Raw genomic sequence first — 20,483 nt, 5'->3', positions numbered from 1 at the left:
CGCTTATATTTCATGATCCCTTGGTCCACGTACGTGCTCTTCGTGGGCGCCTCGCTCGCACTGGTGCTCATCCCGGGTCCGAACCACCTCTACATCACCGCCAGGGGCCTTTCCCAGGGCCGGGCGGCGGGGCTGGCCAGCGCGTTCGGCGTGGAGACCGGCACGCTGGTGCACATCGTGGCGGCCGCGGCCGGGCTCTCGTATCTGATCACGAGGTCCGCGACGCTGTTCGGGATCGTCAAGTGGGCAGGAGTCGCCTATCTCGTCTATCTGGGGGTACGCGCGCTCACCGGCAAGGAGCAGGCCGAATCCGAGGTGGCGCGGCCGCCGCAGCCGCTCGGCAAGGTGTTCCTCGAAGGTGTCGTGGTGAACCTGCTCAACCCCAAGGTCACGCTGTTCTTCCTGGCGTTGCTGCCACAGTTCGTGAAGCCGTCCGCAGGGTCGCCGGCGCTGCAGATCGTGGTGTTCGGCGTCACGCTGCTGGTGCTGGGGGTGCTCTCTGACCTGGTGTACGCGTTCACCGCCGGGGCGCTCGGCAGCCGCCTCGTCAGGAGGGCCAGGGGGCTGCGGCTCTTCAGCGGTGTGGTGTACCTGGGGCTGGGCGTGATCACGGCGTTCGCCGGGAGAAAATGACCGCATGGCGCCGAGGAAGCAGCAGGAGATCTTCGACGCGACGCTGCTGCTGGTCGCGGAGAAGGGGTATGACGGTCTGACCGTCGAGGGCGTGGCCGAGCGGTCGGGCGTCAACAAGACGACGATCTACCGCTGGTGGCCGTCGAAGGCCGCACTGCTGGGGGCGGCGCTGGTGGAGGCGGAGGCGCTGGAGTTCGAGGCGCCGGACACGGGGAGCCTGCGTGGCGATCTCGTCGCGCTCGTGGAGGGGGTCAGGCGGCTCCTCACCCAGCCGCCGGCCAGGGACATCGCGGTGGCCGCGCTCGGCGCCGCCGTACGCCATCCCGAGCTGGACGCGCGGCGGTTCTTCGCGGATCGGTTCGCGCGGGAGCGGCAGGTCTTCGAGCGTGCGGTACGGCGGGGCGAGCTGAAGCGGTCGGTCGACCCGATGCTCGTGGTCGATCTGCTGGCCGGGGCGGTGTGGGTCAGGGCGGTGTTCCGGGGGTTGCCGCTCACGGACGAATTCGCGAGTCAGGCGGTGTCCATGGTGCTCGATGGTGTCATGTCCTAAGGGACGACTTCGCGAGCCAGGCGGTGCCCGTGATGCTTGGTGGCGGTGTCATGTCTTAGTGGGATAAATCGGGACCGCCCACGCAGCCTGTCAGAGGGCCTCGGCAAGTGCGGCCGGGATGCGGTCCAGCACCGGGTACGACATCAGTCCATAGGCGTAAAAGTCCACCGCCAACGCCCCCGCCGCCTTGGCCCCCCGCGCCTTCGCGACCAGCCGGTCGGCCGAGTCGCTGTCGGGATAACCGGGCCGCAGCACCGCGCGTACCTCCCGATCCTTGCCCACCGACCGCAGATACGCGCCCACATCGTCGGCCACCCGGGCGGCGTCGCGCGCGTAGGCGAGCACCCCGAACGCGGGCACGAGGTCGCCGAGCGCCACCAGATCCACGCCCAGCTGCCAGGCGTCGTGCGCGGCCAGGCCGGGCGAGGGCAGCCCGTCGGTGTAGCCCTTGACGGCGCCGGTGGAGTCGATGAACACCAGTTTTGAGCCCTCGTCCGCCACGGCGGAGGCCACGTCGGAGACCAGCGTGGTGACGGTCTCCGACCGGGCGCGGGCGTAGGCGACCACCTCGGGCCCCGCGTACGCCGTCAGCGCCGCCCGCGTCACCTCGCCCTGCGCGGGCGGATCGCCGTCGAACACCCCGCCCACGATCCTGGCGCACTCCTCGCGGGCCACCTCGGCGTTGACGCCCAGGTCAGTGGCCCGGCGCATGCAGTAGTCGCAGAAGCACAGGCCGAACAGGTAGGCGTCCATCGGCCCGAGCGGTACGAACGAGCGCTGCGGTTTGAGCGGTCTGAAGTGCAGTGACTCGGCCACGACGCTGTCGACGCCGAGCCGGGCGACCGCCCTGGCCAACGCGACGGCGTACTGCCGCACATCGGGATGCGCCGGGCACAGGTCGGTGAGCGAGCCTCGATCGCCGAAGCAGTCGCGTACGGTCACATCTGGATGCTGGGTGCCGATCGTGGCATTGCGCAGGAAAACCGTCCAGCCATGGAGCTTCAGCCCTCGCTCCGAACAGGCTTCGCGCAGGCCGTCGAGCGCGTTCTGGTATCCGGCCGTCGGCCTGAGCCGCAGACCGGAGAACAGGTCGGCCGGCGGGACGAAGTGGGCGCCGTCGTGACGGAGCGTGAGCCTGGACAGTCCATGCGGGGTGACGTCGCGGGAGGCATGGTGTACGGCGCCGACGGTCACGCCCGCAACGCCGTACCCGCTGATCCTGTCGAGCACCCGCTCGACGCCCTCGCCGCGTAGATCTTCGACGAAGACGTACACCGAACTGTCCACGGACCGACCTTACGCGCTCTTGTGCGCGACGAAGTCGATCTCCACCAGGATGTCCATCAGGTCCGAGCCGACGGTCGTGCGGACTGGGTACGGCTGGCTGAAGTACGACTTGTACACCTCGTTGTAGGCGGCGAAGTCGCGCTTGAGATGCTGCAGGTGGACCGTGGCCTTGACCACGTCGTCGAAGCCGAGGCCGTGGGCGGCGAGAATGGCGCCGAGGTTGCGCATGGTCTGGTGGGTCTGGGCGGCCACGTCGTCGCCGACGACCTCACCGGTCTGCGGGTCGAGCGGCCCCGCGCCCGAGGTGTAGACGAAGTCGCCGACGACCAGACCTTGGGAGTACGCGCCGACCGGGGCCGCGCCCTCGGTGGTCCTCAATTCCTTCTTCACAACATCTCCCTATTTACCAGCATTTATCAGCCAAATTGGGTGCTTATTGTGCCGACGCGGCGGTAGTCCCGGTCGACCACCGGGAGCGTGCGCCACTTGTCGAAGGCGGTGCACGGGTGCGAGATGCCGAAGGCGAGCAGGTCGCCCGGCTTGAGCCCGTCGGCGCGAACGACCGTGTGCTGGTCCTGCATCTTCACGATCGTGACGCCGCCGCGCCGGGGAACGGGCAGGCCCTCGTCGTACGGCGCGTCCCGCTTGCCCAGGCCGACGATCGCCAGCCCCGGCTCGGGCGTGGACAGCACGTGCGCCCACACCTCCATCGCGGGCCGCAGCTCGCCGGGGACGCGGTTGAAGGGCGTGCGCTCGCGGTAGTAGCCGTCGTCGTGGGTGACGTACGCTCCGGCGCGCAGGACGATCCTGGCCTGGGTGGCGACGAGCTCGCGCCCGATCACGTCGAACCACTGGCTGCCGCCGACGGTCAGGATGGGATTCTTGACGCGGATGTGCTCGGCGGCATCCTGCAACAGATACAGATATTTCCGGACCTCGGGCGCCGTCTTCAGCGCCCCTTCGTACCCGGCGATACCCGCCAGCTCCACCCCGTCGGTCCGCTGTACATGCGCGGCCACCTCCAGCAGCTGATCCAGCGTCCGGCACCCGGCCCGCCCGCCCTCATGCCCGAGCTCGACCAGCACGCTGAACGGCCGCGACGAGGCATGCCGGGCCAGGATGTCCACCCCGGCCACGGAGTCCACGAAGGACAGGAAGTCGAAGCCCGGGTCGGCGGCCAGCTCCGTCGCCGCCCACTCCAGCCCGGCCGGGTCCACCATCTGGTTGGCCACCATGACCCTGGCCGCGCCGAACTCCCGCACCGCCATCGCCTGCCGCGCCGTCGCCACGGTGAGCGCCCATGCGCCCGCTTCGAGCTGCATGGTGGCGATCTCTCGGGACATGTGCGTCTTGGCGTGCGGCGCCAGCTCCATGCCGTGATCGCGGGCGAAGGCGGCCATGGTCGCGATGTTGTGCTCGAGCGCCTCCTGATGCACGAGCATCAGGGGGAGGGTGGCCCCGTCGAAGACGGACCGATTGTGTTCGTGGATTCCCTGCACAACACCCCCATTTGTCCGCGCCTGACCCTATCTCATGTTTATTTTATGATCTTGTATGGCGGGCCGGGTGGAGGTGGCTGGGCGCCGATGTTTTTATGATCTTGTACGGCAAGCCCGGTGAGCCCCACCCGCCGCACGGGGCCGGGCCCTGTCCAGGGGCACGCTCCTCCGGTGGAGGTGGCTGGGCGCCGTGACGTGCGCATTCTGGGCCCCGTCCGTGGTTCCAGGGGGCGCCGACCGGTTACGGGCGCAGTGCTCGTCCCGGAGTCTTGCCCGTCAAGACGCCGTTCGCCAGCACCGGCACCCCCGACACGAGCACGTCGTCCACGCCCATCGCCGGTGTGCGCGGAGTCTCGTACGTGGCCAGGTCCGTCACCGTCGCCGGATCGATCACCACCACGTCGGCCGCGAAGCCGCGCCGGAGCAGGCCGCGGTCCGTCAGGCCGAAGCGTCGCGCCGGGTGCGACGACAGGTGAACGGCGGCCTGCCCCCACGTCCAGTCGCCCAGCTCACGCACGTGCCGTCCCAGGAACCGGGCGAACGCGCCGAAGCCACGAGGATGCGGGTGCCCGCCCACGTAGATGCCGTCCGAGCCGCCCGTATGCGAAGGGTGGCGCAGCACGCGGCGTACCGACTCCTCCCCCTCCGGGCCCTCGTCGGGACGCGCCGTCACGCAGCCCGCCTCCAGGCGCGTCTCTATGAGCAGGCGGCGGCAGAACTCGTGCGGCGCCAAGCCCGCCCGCTCGGCCGCCTCGACCATGCCCAGGCCCTCCGCCCACTCCAGGCCGGGAGCGTGGGAGATGGTCAGGCGCGGCCAGGTCTGCGCCAGCTCCGGCCACCAGGCGTCGAGCTCCCCGGACGACAGCATCTCCAGGGCGCGGTCCGGCTCGGCGCCCGGGACCTCGGGCGGCAGGACGACCATCGCGAGGATGGTGTTGCCGCGCAGGTAGGGGTAGGAGTCGAAGGTCAGGTCCACGCCATCGGACAGTGCCTCCTCCACCAGGGGGAGCAGGACGTCGGCGGGTCCGTGCAGGTGGGATATGTGCACGGCCGTACCGGATCGGTGGGCTATCTCGACGACCTCCGACATGCCTACGTCGGCTCGCTCGCCGTAGGCGCGCATGTGGGTGACGTACGGCAGGCCCGCGAGTGGTGCGCACAGGGCGGCCAGTTCCGCCGCTGAGGCGTAGCGGCCCGGCAGGTACTCCAGGCCGCTCGACAGGCCGACCGCGCCGTCCGCCAGGCCGCGTTCGACGTGGGCGAGCAGGCGGGTCAGCTCGTCGGGTGCGGGGACGCCTGAGGAGGGGCCCATGACGTCGTAGCGGATCGTGCCGTGCGGGATCAGGTAGGCGGTGTTGAGCGCGACCGCGCGGTCGTACCCCTGGAGCAACTCGGCGACCGACAGCCCGCCACCGGAACGCACGCCATCCGAGACACGGGGGCCGTTCACCGCTGCGAAGTAGCGTTCGGCGTAGGCGACGGTGTCGGCGGAGCCGGGGGCGAAGGACAGGCCATCCTGTCCCAGTACGAAAGTGGTCACTCCCTGGCGAAGCGTCGCCAACTGTACGGCGGGGTCGAAGACGGCCGCGTCGCCGTGGGCGTGGCAGTCGATGAACCCCGGTGCGACGAACCGTCCGTTCGCGTCGATCACGGAGGCGGCCTCCGCGCCGTCGAGGCGGCCCACGGCGGCGACCCGGTCGCCGGTGATCGCCACATCGGCTCGGTACGGCGGCGCCCCCGTCCCGTCGAGCACGTGTCCGCCGCTGATGATCACATCGAAAGCCACTCAAGGATTAAACATGATCCAGCAGGTACCGCGCGGCTGCGGTCCTACCCGGGAAACCCGTCCGGCGGCTGTCGTCGACTCGAACGGCCGACAAAACAGAACATGATCACTTTTGATCAAGCTTGAGATGGTTAATGCGCTACATGGCTATTTGTCCACTATATGAGCGGGAATTACCTCAAGACGCTCGTTGGTCGAGGCGGGACACATGGCCGTGCTCTTCGCCGGAGACGGAGAAGGTCATGATCGAAAGAGGTGCGCTCGTCGTCCTCGGATCGGCTCTTGTCGCCGCCCTCGCCCTGCCTCAGGGCTTCACCGCGGCGATCCCGGCCACCCGTACGGCGGCCCTGTCGACACGGCTGAACCCGTGCGACGACAAGGGCCAGGGCTGCCCGAAGGGCTACTCCGACGGCTACGCCAACGGCGTACGGTGCCAGCCCTCCCGCCCAGGTAAACACCCGGCCTCAGGCCAGCCGGACTACAGACTCGGCTACAAGGTCGGCTGGGCGGTGGGCCGGAAACACGCCGGCTGTGGCGGGGGCGGTACTTCCGGACGCGCCCAGTCCAGGCACCAGGGCAAGAGACGGGGCGCCGCGGACGCGGCCAGGTTCCACCGGTGTGTGAAGAAGCACTTCAAGGGCCGGTCGAAGACATTCAAGCACGGTTATAAGGCCGCCAACCCCCACTGCTAGGACCACCGGCCGTCAGTCGGAGATCCGGAGCTCCGGGCGGTCGCAGCCCGTGGTCGTGGTGGCGACCGGATGCTTGGCGAGCAGTTCGCGGGCCTGCGACCTGGCCAGGTTCCAGCCGTTCCACGCGTCCGGCTGGTTCAGGCCGTTGGTCTTGATCACGTCGGTCAGTACGCAGCTGCGTTGCGGCTCCGGGAGCCGGTCCAGGGCCGGTACGGCTTCCGCGCCGAGGTCGCCCAGGTAGTCCGCGTCCAGCTTGGCCGGCCCGCGTACCACCACCTGTGTCCGGGCCACCTGGAAGTCCGGGTTGACGATCGCGAACGCGCCCAGTCCGAGCCCGGTGACCAGCACGACCGTGCGGGGCAGCCAGCCGGAGCCGCGACCGGCCAGCCGGGCCGCGCCCGCCAGTATGACCAGGGCGAACAGCGCGCCCAGCCACCACACCGTGGCCTGCACCGACAGGCGCAGCCGGGACAGGCCGTACGCCTCGGTGTAGAGGTCCATGCGGTGCAGTGCGGAGGCCAGCACGACCATGGTGAGGGCGCAGAGCACGCCGAGCTGGCCGGCCAGCAGCCAGCGTTCGCGCCGCTCGGTCCGGAGCAGGCCGGCCACGACGGCGACGATGCACAGCACGAACACGCTGACGACGACGAGCTGGAAGAAGCCCTGCCGGGCGTACTCGGCGTAGGTGAGGCCGGCGGTCTTCAGCACCCAGGAGTCGCCGCCGAACAGCACGGTGATCTGTACTGCCACGAACGCCGCGAACAGCAGGTTCACCGCGGTCAGCGGCACCACCCAGACGCTCCTGGAGACGCTGAACTTGACCTCGGGCCCGACCGGATCCACCACGGGCCGCAGCGCGACCAGCACCACGGCGGCCAGCAGCACGGCCCCGACCACGAACAGGAAGATCCGCAGCGGCACCGACTCGGCCCAGTCCGGGGTCGCGGTCAGGCGCTCCAGGTAGGTGGCGAACACGGCGTCGGCCGAGGCGAACAGCAGCCCGAACACCACCAGCAACACCGCCGTGATGCCCAGCGCCGCGACCATGGGCAGGATGCGCCGCTTGGCGGTCAGCCGCTTCAGCGGCTTGGCCAGGAACCACGGCACCGGCCCCAGCGCGAGCAGCACCGACACGCCGCCCCTGATCACGCCCAGCCAGCCGAACCCCGCCCCGGAGACGGCCAGCGCCAGCAGCCCGCACCCGGCCATGAACAGGATCCCGACCAGCCAGTCGGCGTCCCGTACGGCGGCCATCGCGATCAGCCAGTAGGCGGTCAGGCCGAACAGCACCGTCCACGGCGTGATCCGCCGCAGCACCGCGGGCAGCGCCGCGGCGCCCAGCACCATCGTGACCAGGACGATGCCCAGTCCCACCTGCGCGTCCGGCAACGCCACGGCCGTGAACACGCCGGCCCCCGCCGCCGCCGGCAGCAGCCAGCGCGGCGTCTCGGGCAGGTCCGGACGTGGGAAGAGCGGCGGCGGGACGTACGGCGGAGGCGGGGACTGCGGCCCATGCACCTGCGGACCAGGCACTTGCGGCCCGTGGACCTGCGGACCAGGCTGCCCCGGCCCCTGGTACGGCTGGCCCGGCAGCCGACCCTGAGCGGGCTGGTACGGCAATGCACCGGCAGCCCGTCGCCCGGTGCCCGCCCCCAGAGACACCCCGACACCCCCGATGAGCGCGGTGACCAGCACGAGCGTGATGAGCGCGGCCGTATCGCTGCCCGTCGCCACACTGACGAACACGGCCCCGAACAGCCCGGCCAGGAACCCGAGAAGCAACCCGATGACTCCTCCCCCGACCATCCGCGCAAGCCGCCCAGCGGACACCGGCACCGCCGACATGGCCGCCCGCGCCGACGACGGCGAAGCTCCCGACGAACCCCCCGCCGGAGCCAGAGCGACCGGCTGACCCGAGACCATCGGCTGACCCGAAACCACCGGCTGAGCCAGCGCGACCAGCTGCGCCAACGAGTCCGACAAAGCCGCTGGGACCGGCTGGGCCGACGGGACCGGTGGGGCCGACGACACCGGCGACTCCGGCTCCTGAGCCGACGAAGCCGCGAGCACCGCCTGCCCCGCCGTCTCGGTCTCCGGCGTGGCCTCCGCATCCCCCGCGGCCTTCACCTCAGACAGACCCGGCTCAACCACACCGACGGCCGGCGCCACACGAGCCTCCGGCACCCCGCCCTCAAGTAAGGCATCACCCGCCGTAACGGGCGCCACCCCTTCGTCGGCCCCCGAAACGGGTTCTAATGGCGTATCCGCCATGATGGTCCTCCCTGGTAGATCGACGATCATGCGGCACCCCGCGCAGTCGTCGATGCGGATCGAACCGCCGTGCAGTTCGACGATCTCCTTCACGATCGCCAGCCCCAGCCCGGCACCCCCGCCGTCCGCCGTCCGCCCCGCGTCCAGCCGGGAGAAGCGCTCGAACACCCGCCCGTGAGCCGAGGCGGGGATCCCCGGCCCCTGGTCGGCGATGGTGATGCGGACCCCGTCGCCGTCGGGCGCGCCCGTCACGGTGACCGAGCCGCCGGGCGGGCTGTGGCGTACCGCGTTGTCGAGCAGGTTCGCCAGGACCTGGGCGAGCAGGTCGGGGTCGGCGCGTACGACGAGGTCGGCGGGGGCCGCCGGGGTGAGCCGGACGTCCTCCCGCGCCAGCGCGGCCTCGCGCACGGCCTGCTCCAGCAGCGGCGCGAGCTCGACCGCCTCCGGTTCCATGAGGCGCGCGCCCGAGTCGAGCCGTGACAGGTCGAGCAGTTGCGCCACGAGCCGGCCGAGCCGTTCGGTCTGGGCGAGCGCGGTCTTCATGGTGACCGGGTCGGCCGCGGATACGCCGTCCACGACGTTCTCCAGGACGGCGCGCAGGCCGGTGATGGGGGTGCGCAGCTCGTGGCTGACGTTCGCGACGAGCTCGCGCCGTTGCCGGTCGACCTCGCCGAGGTCGGCCGCCATCGCGTTGAACGCCCTGGCCAGCTCCCCGACCTCGTCGCGCGAGGTGGCGCGGACGCGCAGCGTGTAGCGGCCCTTGGCGATGGTCTGGGCGGCCCTGGCCATCTGGCGCAGCGGCTTGGTCATGCCCATGGCGAGCACCTGCACCATGATCAGGGCGAGGATCAGCGCGACCACGATCCGGATGGGCCGGGACAGGCCGGAGTTGATGCCGACCTCGTTGACCAGGAAGGCGGTGCCCACGGCCAGCACGATCACCAGGCCGAGCTTGACCTTGATGCGGCCGAGGAAGTCGAGCGGCTGCCTCATCGGCGGACCAGCGCGTAGCCGACGCCGTGCACCGTACGGACGACGCCGGAGCCGAGCTTGCGGCGTAACGCGCGTACGTGGCTGTCCACGGTCCTGGTCGCGGCGGCCTCGGAGAAGCCCCACACGTCCGACAGCAGCCGGTCGCGCTCGAAGACCTGGCCGGGCCGTTCGGCCAGGCGGCGCAGCAGGTCGAACTCCGTCCTGGTGAGCTGCGCCTCGGCGCCGCGGACGAACACCCGGCGGGCCGCGGTGTCGATCTCCACCTCGCCCACCCTGATCACCGTGTCCTCGGAGGCGAGCTGAAGGGCCCGCTCGACCCGGCGCAGCAGCGCGTGGATCCGGGCCACCAGCTCTCGCATGCTGAACGGCTTGGCCAGGTAGTCGTCCGCGCCCACCCCGAGCCCGACCAGCACGTCGGTCTCCTCACCGAGCGCGGTCAGCATGAGCACCGGCACCGGCCGGGCCGCCTGCATCCGGCGGCACACCTCCAGCCCGTCGAGTCCCGGCAGCAGCCGGTCCAGGATCACCAGATCGGGCTCCGCCCTTCCGTACTCGGTCAGGGCCGTCTCCCCGTCCCCCGCCACCCTGACGTCGAACCCCTCGGCCGCCAGCCGGTTCCGTACGGCCAGGGCGATGGTCTCGTCGTCCTCGACCAGGAGGATGCGTCGCTGCTCTGCCACGGACGAAAGCCTAGAAGGGGGCTGTGCAGACGGCACTCCCCAATCTGTGCATATCCGGTGCAGACTGAGCCGGTGAACACGGACGGATACCTGCGCCGCCTCGGGCTTCCCGACCTGCTGACCGCCCCGCCCACGGCCGAGAACCTGCGCCGGCTGCACGTCGCGCACATCGAGCGGGTCCCGTACGAGGCGCTGGAGATCTGGCTCGGCCGTCCCACCACGGTCGATCCCGTCGAGTCGGCCGGGCGGATCATCCGCGGCCGCGGCGGCTACTGCTACCACCTGAACGGCGCGTTCTCCCTGCTGCTCATGACGCTCGGCTACGACGTGACCAGGCACGTGGGCGGCGTGCAGGTCCCCAACGGCGCGCCCGGCATCACCGCCAACCACCTGGTGCTCACCGTGCGCGGGCTGCCGTCCGACGACAATCCGGACGGCGAGTGGCTGGCCGACCTCGGGCTGGGCGACGCGCTGCATGAGCCGCTCCCGCTGGTCGCGGGCGTCTACCGGCAGGGGCCCTTCTCGTACGGCCTGCGGCGTTCCGAGGTCGCGCCGGGAGGCTGGCGGTTCGACCACGACCCGAGCGGCTCGTTCCCGGGCATGGACTTCGACCCCGCCCCGACCGACATGTCAGCTTTTACTGCGATGCATCATCACCTGTCGACGTCGCGGGAGTCGGGTTTCGTGCGGGTCGCGACGGTCGCCCGGCGGGACGCTTCCGGCGTGGACCTCCTCCGCGGGCTCGCCTTGTCGCGCGTGGGCAACGGTGCCCATTCCATCACCCTCCACACGGCTCGTGACTACTACTCCGCGTTGTCCGACGTGTTCGGATTGCACCTGGACGACGTCAGTCAAGAAGAGAAAGAAGCCCTGTTCGGGAAGGTTCACGACGCGCATGAAAAGTGGCTGTCGGGAACCCACGCCTAGCCCATGGCTTTGCCATAGAACGTGGCGATATCGTGCACCTCGGGATGGGAGAGACCAAGAAGCTCGCCGGTCGCTACCGGCTGCTGAACCCTTTGGGCGCGGGTTCCGTACGACTGGCATTCGACGAGGTAGAACATCGTGACGTCGCGGTCAGGGAGCTACGTGTGCCCGCCGAGTTACGCGGATCCGCGCTGCAGGACGCGCGGCGGGCCGCCGGGCTCCGGCATGCCTCCGTCGTACCGGTTCTCGACGTGGTGGTGGAGGACGGCGAGCCGTGGCTGGTGATGGAGTTCGTCTCCGGCACCTCGCTGGAGCAGACTGTGGACTCGCGGCACCCCTTGCCCGTGCAGCAGGCCGCCCGGGTGGGCGTGTGCCTGCTGTCGGCGTTGCGGACCGCTCATGACACGGGGATCGTGCACGGGCGGGTCAATCCGGGCAACGTGCTGCTCACCTCGACGGGCCGGGCGGTGCTCACCGGGTTCGGGCTGCCGGGGCTGGGCATGCGGCCGGCCGCCGACATGTGGTCGATGGCCGCGACGCTGCACTTCGCCGTCGAGGGCAGACCGCCGGGGCGGGCCCCCGCGGAAAGCACCGACGCCTTCCGATGGCTGGTCAGGGCCATGCTGGAGCCCTCCGGACCGCCTCCGGTCGACGTGGTGGCCGGGATGCTCGACCGGCTCGCCGTGGAGCAGACGCTCGGGCACGTCCTCGCCACGGCCGGGCCGCTGCCGCCCGCCCGGGTGGCCGAGATCGGGCTGGCCGTGCTCGACCAACTGGCCGACCTGCACGCCCGGGGATCGCATCACGGCGGTGTACAGCCGGGCAACGTCCTGATCGACACGGCCGGCCGGGCCACGCTGGCCACCACTCCCCTGCCCGGGCCGGTGTCGCACGCGCCCGTGATGCCGGCGACGATCCCGGCCTACACGGCGCCAGAACGCGTGCCAGGACCGGCGGCGGACCTGTGGTCGCTGGGCGCCACGCTGTTCGCGGCCGTCGAGGGGCATCCGCCCGCGCCCGGCGCCCCGCTGGCCAAGGCGGGTGCGCTGGCGCCGGTCCTGTTCCGCCTGCTGTCGGGGTTCCCGGCGCACCGGCCGGGGCCGGACGCGCTCCGCAAGGACCTTAAGGCCGTCGCGGACCTGTTTTGAGATACGAATCTTTAAGACATATCGCGAATGGAACCACTGGAGTGGTCCACTCGTTGGACTCAAGACGCACAATGGGAGAGGCGGGGCGCGCGCTCCGCGTACGGAGGAAGTTGAGGATGTCACCAGTCCAGAAGTACGCCATCGGCGCAGGCGCCGCGGTTCTGCTCTCGCTGATCTTCTTGCCCGGCTGGCTCACCCTGCTGGTCGTCCTCGGCGTGGTCGCCGCCCCGGTGGTCGGTTACCTGATGCTCGACCCGTCGCAGCGCGAGCGGCTCAAGCGAGCCCGCAGACGCGGCATCGGCAGCTGAACCCAGCCCGACCCGGGCCGGGTGCGCGGCGGGGCCTCAGGCCGCCGCCGCGGCCAGGGCCGTGTGCACCCGGCTCGTCACCCGGCGTTCGATGTAGAACGACAGGAACGGCACCGTGCCGCCGAGCATGATGCCCAGCATGTACGGCCAGCTCCAGCGCGCCTTCATCCCCAGGTTCATCACCGTGATCAGGTAGATCATGTAGAGGAAGCCGTGGATGGGCGCCACGATCTTCGACAGGCCCACGATGCCGAAGCCGTAGCGCAGCACCATGGCCACGCAGAGCACGAGCAGCATCACGCCGACGATGTAGGCGAGCACCCGGAAGGGCTTCAGAGCCGATTCCACCGTTAACCTTCCAGAACCATCTCAGGGGACTTGCCACTGTCCCGATCACGATCCGCTCGCACGGCGTCGCGTACGAAGTGGAACCACATGAACACGGCGAACCCCGCGAAGATCCACCAGTTGGCGGCATAAGCGAGATTACGCCAAGTCAACTCCCCGCCGACGACCGGCGGCCGGACCTTCACCGGCGTCAGCGGCCCCGAGGCGGGCTGGGCGACGACATAGCCGTTGCGCACCTTCTGCCCGCTCCACAGGTTGATCAGCTCACCGGTGGACACCGTCTGCACCTGCCCCGCGGGTAGCCCCTCGGTGCGGCGCTGAACGCTGTCGGTGCCCTGCGACGGGCGCAGCCGCCCGGTCACCGCGACCTTGCCACCGGGCACGGCCGCCGCCGGATCGCCGGCCTTGGCCACCCAGCCGCGAACGACCGGCACCAGCGTGCCGTCGTCGAGCCGGAGCGGCGTGAGGACCCAGTAGCCCTCGTCGCGCGAGACGTTGCCGCCGGGCGCGTCGACGTCGGCCGGCCGGTCGGCCACGAGCAACTGGCGCGGCGCGTCGTAGACGCCCTCCGCCGAGACCTTGCGGCCCACTGCGGGCCCGGTCAGCTGCGCGCCCACCTGGGACAGCGTGGCGACGCCGACGGCGGCGGGATCGGTGTCCGCGTGCGGCTTACCGGAATCCTGGAACACGCCGAGCTGCCAGCGGCCGAGCAGGATGAACGCGATGAGGACCCCGATCGTCAGCAGGTGCAACCCCACCACGCGTGGGGAGAACAGGGTCCGGAGCATGCTTCAAAGCTATCCGGCCACTAGGCCGGTCCCCTAATCAGCCCATGTCCACAGATCACACCAAAAGCGGCAAGCGCACCAGACGATCACGCTAAGCTGCTGGGCATGTCTGACCAGCATATCGACCCTGCCGGCAACACTCAGCAGTTCCGCGCGTTCGCGCAGCGGTCCGAGCAGGAGGCGGCGCCGAGCAAGAAGTCCCCCATTCTGCCGATCGTCGCGGTGATCGCCGTCGTCGTGATCATCGGCGTCGCGGCCTTCCTGCTCCTGCGCTAACCCCGCGCACTTCAGAGCGCCGACGGCCACCCGCTCTCGGCGCTTTTCGTGTGCCTTGAGGACAGGTAACATACCGACCAGTCGGTGTGATATGGGTCACCCTGGACGGACCCGGACGCCTCTCATTACATTGGACAAGTCGTCTAATAAAGCGGAGGAGCAGTGGACGAGCCAGGAATAGTGATCATCGGTTCGGGCTTCGCCGGGATCGGCATGGCGATCAAGCTCAAGGCCGCCGGCTACCACGACTTCGTCATCCTGGAGAAGGCCGCCGACCTGGGCGGCACCTGGCGCGACAACACCTATCCCGGCTGCGCGTGCGACGTGCCGTCGCCCATGTACTCCTACTCGTTCGACCTCAATCCCGGCTGGTCGCGGATGTTCTCCCCGCAGGAGGAGATCTGGGACTACCTGCGGGCGTGCGGCGAGAAGCATGGCATCACCCCGCATTTCCGGTACGGCAAGCGCGTCGTCGCGCTGGAGTACGACGACCTCGACCGCCGGTGGGCGGTGACCACGGACGACGGCGAGACTCTGCGGACGAATGCCGTGGTGTCGGGCATCGGTGCCCTACACATCCCATCGTTCCCCGAAATTTCGGGACGTGAGGTTTTTGCGGGGGCGGCCTTCCACTCCGCCGAGTGGGACCACTCGGTCGATCTGACCGGCAAGCGCGTCGCGGTCATCGGCACCGGGGCCTCGGCCATCCAGTTCGTGCCGCGGATCGCCGAACGCGCGGCGCGACTCACCGTGTTCCAGCGCACACCACCCTGGATCCACCCCAAGCCGGACTTCGGCTTCTCGCCCTGGGCACAGCGGCTCATGCGGTTGCCGGGCGCCGCCAGGACGGTCCGCAACGCCATCTACTGGCTGCTGGAGACCAGGGCGCTGGGCTTCACCGTCGACCCGAAACTGATGAAGGCGTCCGAGCAAGCGGCGCTCAAGCACCTGGAGAGGCAGATCCCCGACCCGGAGCTGCGTGAGCGGCTGACGCCCGACTACACGATCGGCTGCAAGCGCATCCTGCTGTCCAGCGACTACTATCCGGCGCTGACCCGGCCGAACGTCTCGCTGGTCACCGACGGGATCGCCGAGATCAGGGAGCACTCGATCGTCGACGCCGCCGGGGTCGAGCACGAGGTGGACGTGATCGTCTACGGCACCGGGTTCAAGGTGACCGAGGCGCTCCAGCGGCAGCGGATCGTGGGCCGCGACGGGCTGAAGATCCAGGACGCCTGGCAGGACGGTATCGAGACCTATTACGGCATCTCCACCGCCGGGTTCCCGAACCTGTTCTTCCTCCTCGGCCCGAACACCGGCCTCGGCCACAACTCGGTCGTCTTCATGATCGAGTCGCAGGTCCGCTACGTGATGGACTGCCTGCGGCTGCTCTCCAAGACCCAGGCCAGGGCCATCGACGTCAAGCCGGGACGGCAGCGGGCGTTCAACCGGCGGCTGCGCGAACGGCTCGACCCGCTGGTGTGGAACGCGGGCGGCTGCCGGTCCTGGTACCTGGACGAGCACGGGGTGAACCGGACGCTGTGGCCGGGCTTCACCTTCGAGTACTGGGCGCGTACCCGGAAGATGAAGCCCGGCGCGTACGAACTGATCTACTAGCCGGGTTTCACCACGAGGGCGCTGCCGCCGCCCCGCCGGACCGGCTCGGCGACCGCCTGCACCTTGCCCCGGCCCAGGAACTCCAGCGCGGTGGCCGCGCCGATCTCCGTGGTCAGCGCGAGCTTGTGCCCGCGCGCCTCCAGCTCGGCTCGGTACTTGTCGAGGAAGGCCTGCTCGGCCAGTGTCTGCTCGGTGTTGCGCTGCGTGGCCCGCGGCGCGGCGACCGCGTCGGGCAGGCTCATGCCCAGCTCGAAGCGGTTGACCAGGATCTGCAGCACGGTCGTGATGATCGTCGAGCCGCCCGGCGAACCGGCCGCCAGCAGCGGCCGGCCATGGGCGAAGATCAGCGTCGGCGCCATCGACGAGCGGGGGCGCTTGCCGGGGGCCGGCAGGTTCGGGTCACCGGGGGCGGGGCCGAAGGTGAAGTCCGTGAGCTCGTTGTTGAGCAGCACCCCGCGCCCCGGGACCACGATGCCGTTGCCGCCGGTGGACTCGATCGTCAGGTTGTAGGCGACCACGTTGCCCCACCGGTCGGTGATGGTCATGTGGGTCGTCTCGGGGCCTTCGTCGGTGGTCGCCGTGGCCGTACCCGCCGGGGTGGCGCACGCCTCATAGCTGCCGTCGGGGTTGCCGGGGGGAGCGGGGTTGGGCATCGCCTTGTCGCCGATCAGGCAGGCGCGTTCCTTGGCGAAGCCGTCGGACAGCAGCTCCTTGAGCGGCACGTTCGGGATGTCGCCGACGTACTTGTTGCGGTCGGCGAAGGCCAGACGGGAGGCCTCCAGGTATTCGTGCAGGCCCACGCTCGGCAGGGACTCCAGGATGTTGAGCGCCTCGCCCACGGTCGAGCCGCCGGAGGAGGGGGGCGCCATGCCGTACACCTGCATGCCGTTGTAGTCCACGCGCGTGGGGTCGCGCTGGAGCACCCGGTAGGCGCGCAGGTCGGACAGCTCCATCAGGCCCGGCCGTACGTTGCGGGTGGCGCCGGGGGTGACGGGCGGCTGCTTGACCGTGGCGACGATCTCCTTGCCGAGCTGCCCGTCGTACAGCCAGCCGATTCCGCGTTTACCCAGCTCACGGTAGGTGGCGGCGAGTTCGGGGTTCTTGAAGACGGAGCCGACGGGCGGCGGGGCGCCGTTCGGGAGGTAGAGCTTGGCGGTGGAGGTGATGTCCTTGAAGCGGGCGAGGTTCGCGGCGGTCTGGTCGTAGAAGGTCTGGTCGACGACGAAGCCCTTGGACGCCACCTCGATGGCGGGCTGGAGCGCCTGCTTCAGCGAGAGCGTGCCGTACTTCCGCAGGGCCACATCCCACTGCGCGAGCGTGCCGGGGATGCCGGCCGACAGGCCGCTGGTGACGCCCTCGTCGAACGGGATGCCCTCCAGCGTGGTGGCGGTCATGGCCTTCGGGGCGGTCTCGCGGCCGTCCAGCGTGACCACCCTGCGGCTGCGGGCGTCGTAGTAGACCATGAAGCCGCCGCCGGTCAGACCCGAGGAATAGGGCTCGGTCACGCCGAGCACCGCGCCGGCGGCGACGGCCGCATCCATGGCGTTGCCGCCCTGCTTGAGTACGGCGATGGCGGCCTTGCTGGCGTCGAAGTCCACCGTGGCGACCGCACCGCCGTACCCCTCGGCGACGGGGGCCTTCTGCTGCGGTGTGGGGGTGGCGGCCGGCGCTGGGGTGGACACAAGCGTTGGCGTGGATGCCAGCGCGGGGGTGGACACCAGCGAGATGAGGATTGCTGCTGCTGCAGGAACGATCACTCGGCGCATGTATCCACCTTGGCCCAGGTACGCCCATCGTGGTAGGGCCCCCTGCGGCGGGAGGATGATGCGCAGGTCAAGCGGGTGGCCTAGCGTTGGGGGGTGCGAAAGAAGCCGGGGAACGACGTCTACATCGCTTTGGTCGTCGCGGTGATCCAGGTGGTGCTGTCGCAGGGGGCGGCCTGGGGGCAGCAGGGGTTCAGGGCGCCGCTGGATTCGCTGGCGTACGTGTTGCTGCTGGTGGGGCCGGTGGCGATCGTGGCCCGCCGGAAATTTCCCGTTCTTTCGACTGCCATCACGCTTTTGGCGACATATGCGTATGTGGTGGTTGGCTACCCGTATGGGCCGGTTTTTCTGGCGCCGGTGTACATGCTCGGGTCGCTCGTCGTCAGCGGGCGGCGGCTGGTCGCGTGGATTCTCTCGGGGGTCACGCTCGCCGTTTTCCTGATTTATGCCTATTTGGTGGCCAACCAGACCCTTTGGATCTTCCACACGCTGGCGATCACCGCGTTCATCCTGCTGTTCATGGTGATCGCCGAGCTGGTCAGGATCCGCAGCGAGCGGCGCGCCGAGCACCAGCGGGTCGTCGAGGAGGAGTCGAGGCGACAGGCCAGCGAGGAGCGGCTGACGATGGCGCAGGAGCTGCACGACGTGCTGGCGCACAACATCTCGCTGATCCACGTCCAGGCGTCCACCGCCCTGCATCTCATGGACGATCAGCCCGAGCAGGCCCGTACCGCCCTGACCACCATCAAGTCCGCCTCCAAGGAGGTTCTCGGCGAGATGCGCTCAGTCCTCAACGTGCTGCGCGAAGGAGCCCCCCGCTCCCCCACGGCCGGGCTGGACCGCCTCGACGAACTCGTGACACGCTCCGGCCTGGACGTGACGCTCAAACGCGTCGGCTCCCGGCCGCTGCCGCCGCAGCTCGAACGCGCCGCGTACCGGATCATCCAGGAGGCCCTCACGAACGCCGCCCGCCACGCGCCCGGATCCCAGGTGACGGTCCGGCTCGAGTACGGCACAGGCGCGCTGGGCATCCTGGTCACGGACACGGGCGCGACGAAACCGGCCGTACTGACCGAGGCAGGCAGCGGCAACGGCATCCCCGGCATGCGCGAACGCGCCTCAGCCCTCGGCGGCACCCTGACCGCCGGCCCCGCAGGCAACGGCTTCCAGGTCGAGGCCACACTGCCCCTCCCCGAGGAGACCTCATGATCAAGCTCGTACTGGCCGACGACCAGGCTCTCGTCCGGGCGGGCTTCAAGGCCCTGCTGGATGCCCAGCCCGACATGACGGTGGTCGCGGAGGCCGCAGACGGCGCCGAGGCGGTACGCCTGTCCCGCGAGCACGAGCCGGACGTGGTGCTCATGGACATCCGCATGCCCGGCACCGACGGCCTGGCCGCCACCCGCCAGATGCCACCGGGCCCGCGCGTCATCATCCTGACCACGTTCGAGCTGGACGAGTACGTCTTCGAGGCCCTGCGCGGCGGCGCCAGCGGCTTCCTCGTCAAGGACACGGAGCCGGCGGAGCTCATCCAGGCGGTCCGCGTGGTCGCGGCCGGCGAAGCCCTCCTGTCCCCCAGCGTCACCCGCCGCCTGATCGCCGAGTACGCCACCCGCGCCAAGGAACCCTCGACCACCAACCACCACCTGGACCAACTAACGGACCGCGAACGCGAAGTCCTGTCACTGGTAGGCACCGGAAAGACGAACGACGAGATCGCCGCGGACCTCTTCATGTCCCCCGCGACGGCGAAGACCCACGTCAGCCGAGCCATGATGAAACTCCACGCCCGAGACCGCGCCCAACTCGTCGTCATCGCCTACGAATCCGGCCTGGTGAAACCCGGCTGGCTATAGACAAGCACGGCCTTCGTCTGGGCTACCGCCCCCTAGCCGGGTCCAGGGCCGAAGCGTTCTCAGGGGGTGGGACAACTGCGGGCATTCGCGGGCCATCATCCCCGATCGACGTGCTCATCCACCACCTGGAGCACATCACCGTCACCGACCCACTGACATGGTTCCGACTGGCCGGACGCGAGTGACTAGGTGATGGCACTATGTGACCATGCGGCCACCCCGAGCGAGATACTTCAACACCACCGGTCCGTGCAGTCCTCAGCACCACTACATTCTTCCCCCCGCGGAGCGGCTCCCGCAGGCGCGCGAGCTCGTCGAGATGGACCGTTACTTCGTGCTGCACGCGCCCCGGCAGACCGGCAAGACGACCACGCTGGACACCCTGGCCTCCGAGCTGACCGCCGAAGGCGACACCGCCGCCCTGATGCTCTCCTGCGAGCGCGCCAAATCGGCCGGCGACGACTATGCCGCCGCGGAGGAGATTCTGCTGAAGTCCCTCCGCCAGGCCGTCGAGTGGGCGGGATGGCCAGACGAACTGCTGCCGCCGGATCCCTGGCCGGAGGCCCCAGCGGGCACCCGGTTCGGTTCGGCGCTGACCGAGTGGTGCCACCGCTGCCCGCGCCGGGTGGTGCTGTTCCTCGACGAGATCGACGCCCTGCAGGGCAACAGCCTGGTCAGCATTCTCAGCCAGCTTCGCGACGGTCACAACACACGCCATAAGGGACGTCCGTTCCCCGCGTCCGTGGTGCTGTGCGGGTTGCGTGACCTGCGTGACTACAAGGTCGCCTCGGGCGGCGAACCCGGCCGGTCCAACCCGGCCAGCCCGTTCAACATCGTCGCCGAGTCGTTGCGCCTGGGCGACTTCACCACTGATCAGATCGCCGAGCTGTACGGCCAGCACACACAGGCGACCGGCCAGGAGTTCACCAAGGACGCGGTAGACCGGGTCTTCGAGCTGACCCAGGGACAACCGTGGCTGGTCAACGCCCTCGCCTTTGAGACCATCCTCCAGATGGGGAAGACCATTACCATCACCGCCGGTCAGGTGGAAGATGCCAAGG

20 protein-coding genes are annotated in these 20,483 nt (G+C 69.8%); 11 read left to right on the top strand and 9 right to left on the bottom strand.

Translation table 11 applies throughout. The features are described 5' to 3' along the window. Positions 1 to 12 precede the first annotated feature (12 nt). Together AB0C30_RS09785 and AB0C30_RS09780 are read left to right on the top strand one after the other, a co-directional pair. Positions 13 to 633, top strand: coding sequence for a LysE family translocator (locus AB0C30_RS09785; protein WP_357941548.1), 621 nt, complete (start codon positions 13 to 15; stop codon positions 631 to 633). Positions 634 to 637: 4 nt separating this feature from the next. After that, complete coding sequence (locus tag AB0C30_RS09780; RefSeq protein ID WP_357941546.1) at positions 638 to 1,183, top strand: TetR/AcrR family transcriptional regulator; 546 nt, start codon at positions 638 to 640, stop codon at positions 1,181 to 1,183. A gap of 90 nt (positions 1,184 to 1,273) precedes the next feature. On the opposite strand, the gene AB0C30_RS09775 is transcribed toward AB0C30_RS09780, so the two are convergent. From AB0C30_RS09775 to AB0C30_RS09760, 4 genes are all read right to left on the bottom strand, one after another. Then, entirely contained in the window at positions 1,274 to 2,470 is a 1,197-nt protein-coding gene (locus AB0C30_RS09775; protein WP_357941544.1) for a hypothetical protein, read from the bottom strand. 9 nt (positions 2,471 to 2,479) lie between these two features. After that, entirely contained in the window at positions 2,480 to 2,860 is a 381-nt protein-coding gene (locus AB0C30_RS09770; RefSeq protein ID WP_357941542.1) for a Rid family detoxifying hydrolase, read from the bottom strand. A gap of 26 nt (positions 2,861 to 2,886) precedes the next feature. Further along, positions 2,887 to 3,912 (bottom strand): alanine racemase, encoded by a 1,026-nt coding sequence (locus AB0C30_RS09765; protein WP_357941540.1) that lies wholly within the window; start codon positions 3,910 to 3,912, stop codon positions 2,887 to 2,889. Positions 3,913 to 4,210: 298 nt separating this feature from the next. Then, positions 4,211 to 5,755 carry an amidohydrolase family protein gene (locus tag AB0C30_RS09760; protein ID WP_357941538.1) on the bottom strand — a complete coding sequence of 515 codons (1,545 nt, stop codon included), beginning with the start codon at positions 5,753 to 5,755 and terminating at the stop codon, positions 4,211 to 4,213. Between the two features lie 242 nt (positions 5,756 to 5,997). Between AB0C30_RS09760 and AB0C30_RS09755 the strand changes: the two genes are divergently transcribed. Next, complete coding sequence (locus AB0C30_RS09755) at positions 5,998 to 6,447, top strand: hypothetical protein (RefSeq protein ID WP_357941536.1); 450 nt, start codon at positions 5,998 to 6,000, stop codon at positions 6,445 to 6,447. Between the two features lie 12 nt (positions 6,448 to 6,459). On the opposite strand, the gene AB0C30_RS09750 is transcribed toward AB0C30_RS09755, so the two are convergent. Both AB0C30_RS09750 and AB0C30_RS09745 read right to left on the bottom strand, forming a co-directional pair. Continuing rightward, complete coding sequence (locus AB0C30_RS09750; RefSeq protein WP_357941534.1) at positions 6,460 to 9,711, bottom strand: DUF4153 domain-containing protein; 3,252 nt, start codon at positions 9,709 to 9,711, stop codon at positions 6,460 to 6,462. Further along, on the bottom strand, positions 9,708 to 10,391 hold the full coding sequence (locus AB0C30_RS09745) for a response regulator transcription factor (protein ID WP_357941532.1): 684 nt from the start codon (positions 10,389 to 10,391) through the stop codon (positions 9,708 to 9,710). Before AB0C30_RS09745 ends, AB0C30_RS09750 begins: the two co-directional genes overlap by 4 nt. A 72-nt stretch (positions 10,392 to 10,463) precedes the next feature. On the opposite strand from AB0C30_RS09745, the gene AB0C30_RS09740 reads away from it, so the two are divergent. From AB0C30_RS09740 to AB0C30_RS09730, 3 genes are all read left to right on the top strand, one after another. Then, a complete protein-coding gene (locus AB0C30_RS09740; protein ID WP_357941530.1) occupies positions 10,464 to 11,318 on the top strand; it encodes an arylamine N-acetyltransferase in 855 nt (284 codons plus the stop codon). Between the two features lie 44 nt (positions 11,319 to 11,362). Beyond that, positions 11,363 to 12,466 carry a protein kinase gene (locus tag AB0C30_RS09735; RefSeq protein WP_357941528.1) on the top strand — a complete coding sequence of 368 codons (1,104 nt, stop codon included), beginning with the start codon at positions 11,363 to 11,365 and terminating at the stop codon, positions 12,464 to 12,466. Between the two features lie 116 nt (positions 12,467 to 12,582). Continuing rightward, complete coding sequence (locus AB0C30_RS09730; protein WP_357941526.1) at positions 12,583 to 12,774, top strand: hypothetical protein; 192 nt, start codon at positions 12,583 to 12,585, stop codon at positions 12,772 to 12,774. A gap of 36 nt (positions 12,775 to 12,810) precedes the next feature. Here AB0C30_RS09730 and AB0C30_RS09725 read toward each other — a convergent pair whose 3' ends face one another. Both AB0C30_RS09725 and AB0C30_RS09720 read right to left on the bottom strand, forming a co-directional pair. Beyond that, a complete protein-coding gene (locus AB0C30_RS09725; RefSeq protein WP_357941524.1) occupies positions 12,811 to 13,122 on the bottom strand; it encodes a DUF3817 domain-containing protein in 312 nt (103 codons plus the stop codon). Positions 13,123 to 13,124: 2 nt separating this feature from the next. Further along, positions 13,125 to 13,910, bottom strand: coding sequence for an SURF1 family protein (locus AB0C30_RS09720; protein WP_357941522.1), 786 nt, complete (start codon positions 13,908 to 13,910; stop codon positions 13,125 to 13,127). A gap of 105 nt (positions 13,911 to 14,015) precedes the next feature. On the opposite strand from AB0C30_RS09720, the gene AB0C30_RS09715 reads away from it, so the two are divergent. Next, on the top strand, positions 14,016 to 14,186 hold the full coding sequence (locus tag AB0C30_RS09715; protein WP_357941520.1) for a hypothetical protein: 171 nt from the start codon (positions 14,016 to 14,018) through the stop codon (positions 14,184 to 14,186). 162 nt (positions 14,187 to 14,348) lie between these two features. Then, a complete protein-coding gene (locus AB0C30_RS09710; protein ID WP_357941518.1) occupies positions 14,349 to 15,803 on the top strand; it encodes an NAD(P)/FAD-dependent oxidoreductase in 1,455 nt (484 codons plus the stop codon). Here AB0C30_RS09710 and ggt read toward each other — a convergent pair. Next, the gene (gene ggt / locus AB0C30_RS09705) at positions 15,800 to 17,569 is read right to left on the bottom strand and encodes a gamma-glutamyltransferase (RefSeq protein WP_357941516.1); all 1,770 of its coding nucleotides are present in this window, start codon (positions 17,567 to 17,569) and stop codon (positions 15,800 to 15,802) included. The two genes, AB0C30_RS09710 and ggt, sit on opposite strands and share 4 nt — an antisense overlap. 93 nt (positions 17,570 to 17,662) lie before the next feature. On the opposite strand from ggt, the gene AB0C30_RS09700 reads away from it, so the two are divergent. The 3 genes from AB0C30_RS09700 to AB0C30_RS09690 form a co-directional block, all read left to right on the top strand. Continuing rightward, on the top strand, positions 17,663 to 18,775 hold the full coding sequence (locus tag AB0C30_RS09700) for a sensor histidine kinase (protein WP_357941514.1): 1,113 nt from the start codon (positions 17,663 to 17,665) through the stop codon (positions 18,773 to 18,775). Then, a complete protein-coding gene (locus AB0C30_RS09695) occupies positions 18,772 to 19,422 on the top strand; it encodes a response regulator transcription factor (protein WP_357941512.1) in 651 nt (216 codons plus the stop codon). The genes AB0C30_RS09700 and AB0C30_RS09695 overlap by 4 nt, the downstream gene beginning before the upstream one ends. A 208-nt stretch (positions 19,423 to 19,630) precedes the next feature. After that, a partial coding sequence (locus AB0C30_RS09690) for an ATP-binding protein (RefSeq protein ID WP_357941510.1) occupies positions 19,631 to 20,483 on the top strand: 853 nt, incomplete at its 3' end.

Source organism: Nonomuraea sp. NPDC048901, assembly GCF_040649695.1.
Taxonomy (GTDB): domain Bacteria; phylum Actinomycetota; class Actinomycetes; order Streptosporangiales; family Streptosporangiaceae; genus Nonomuraea.
This window is presented reverse-complemented; position numbering and strand designations above follow the sequence as displayed.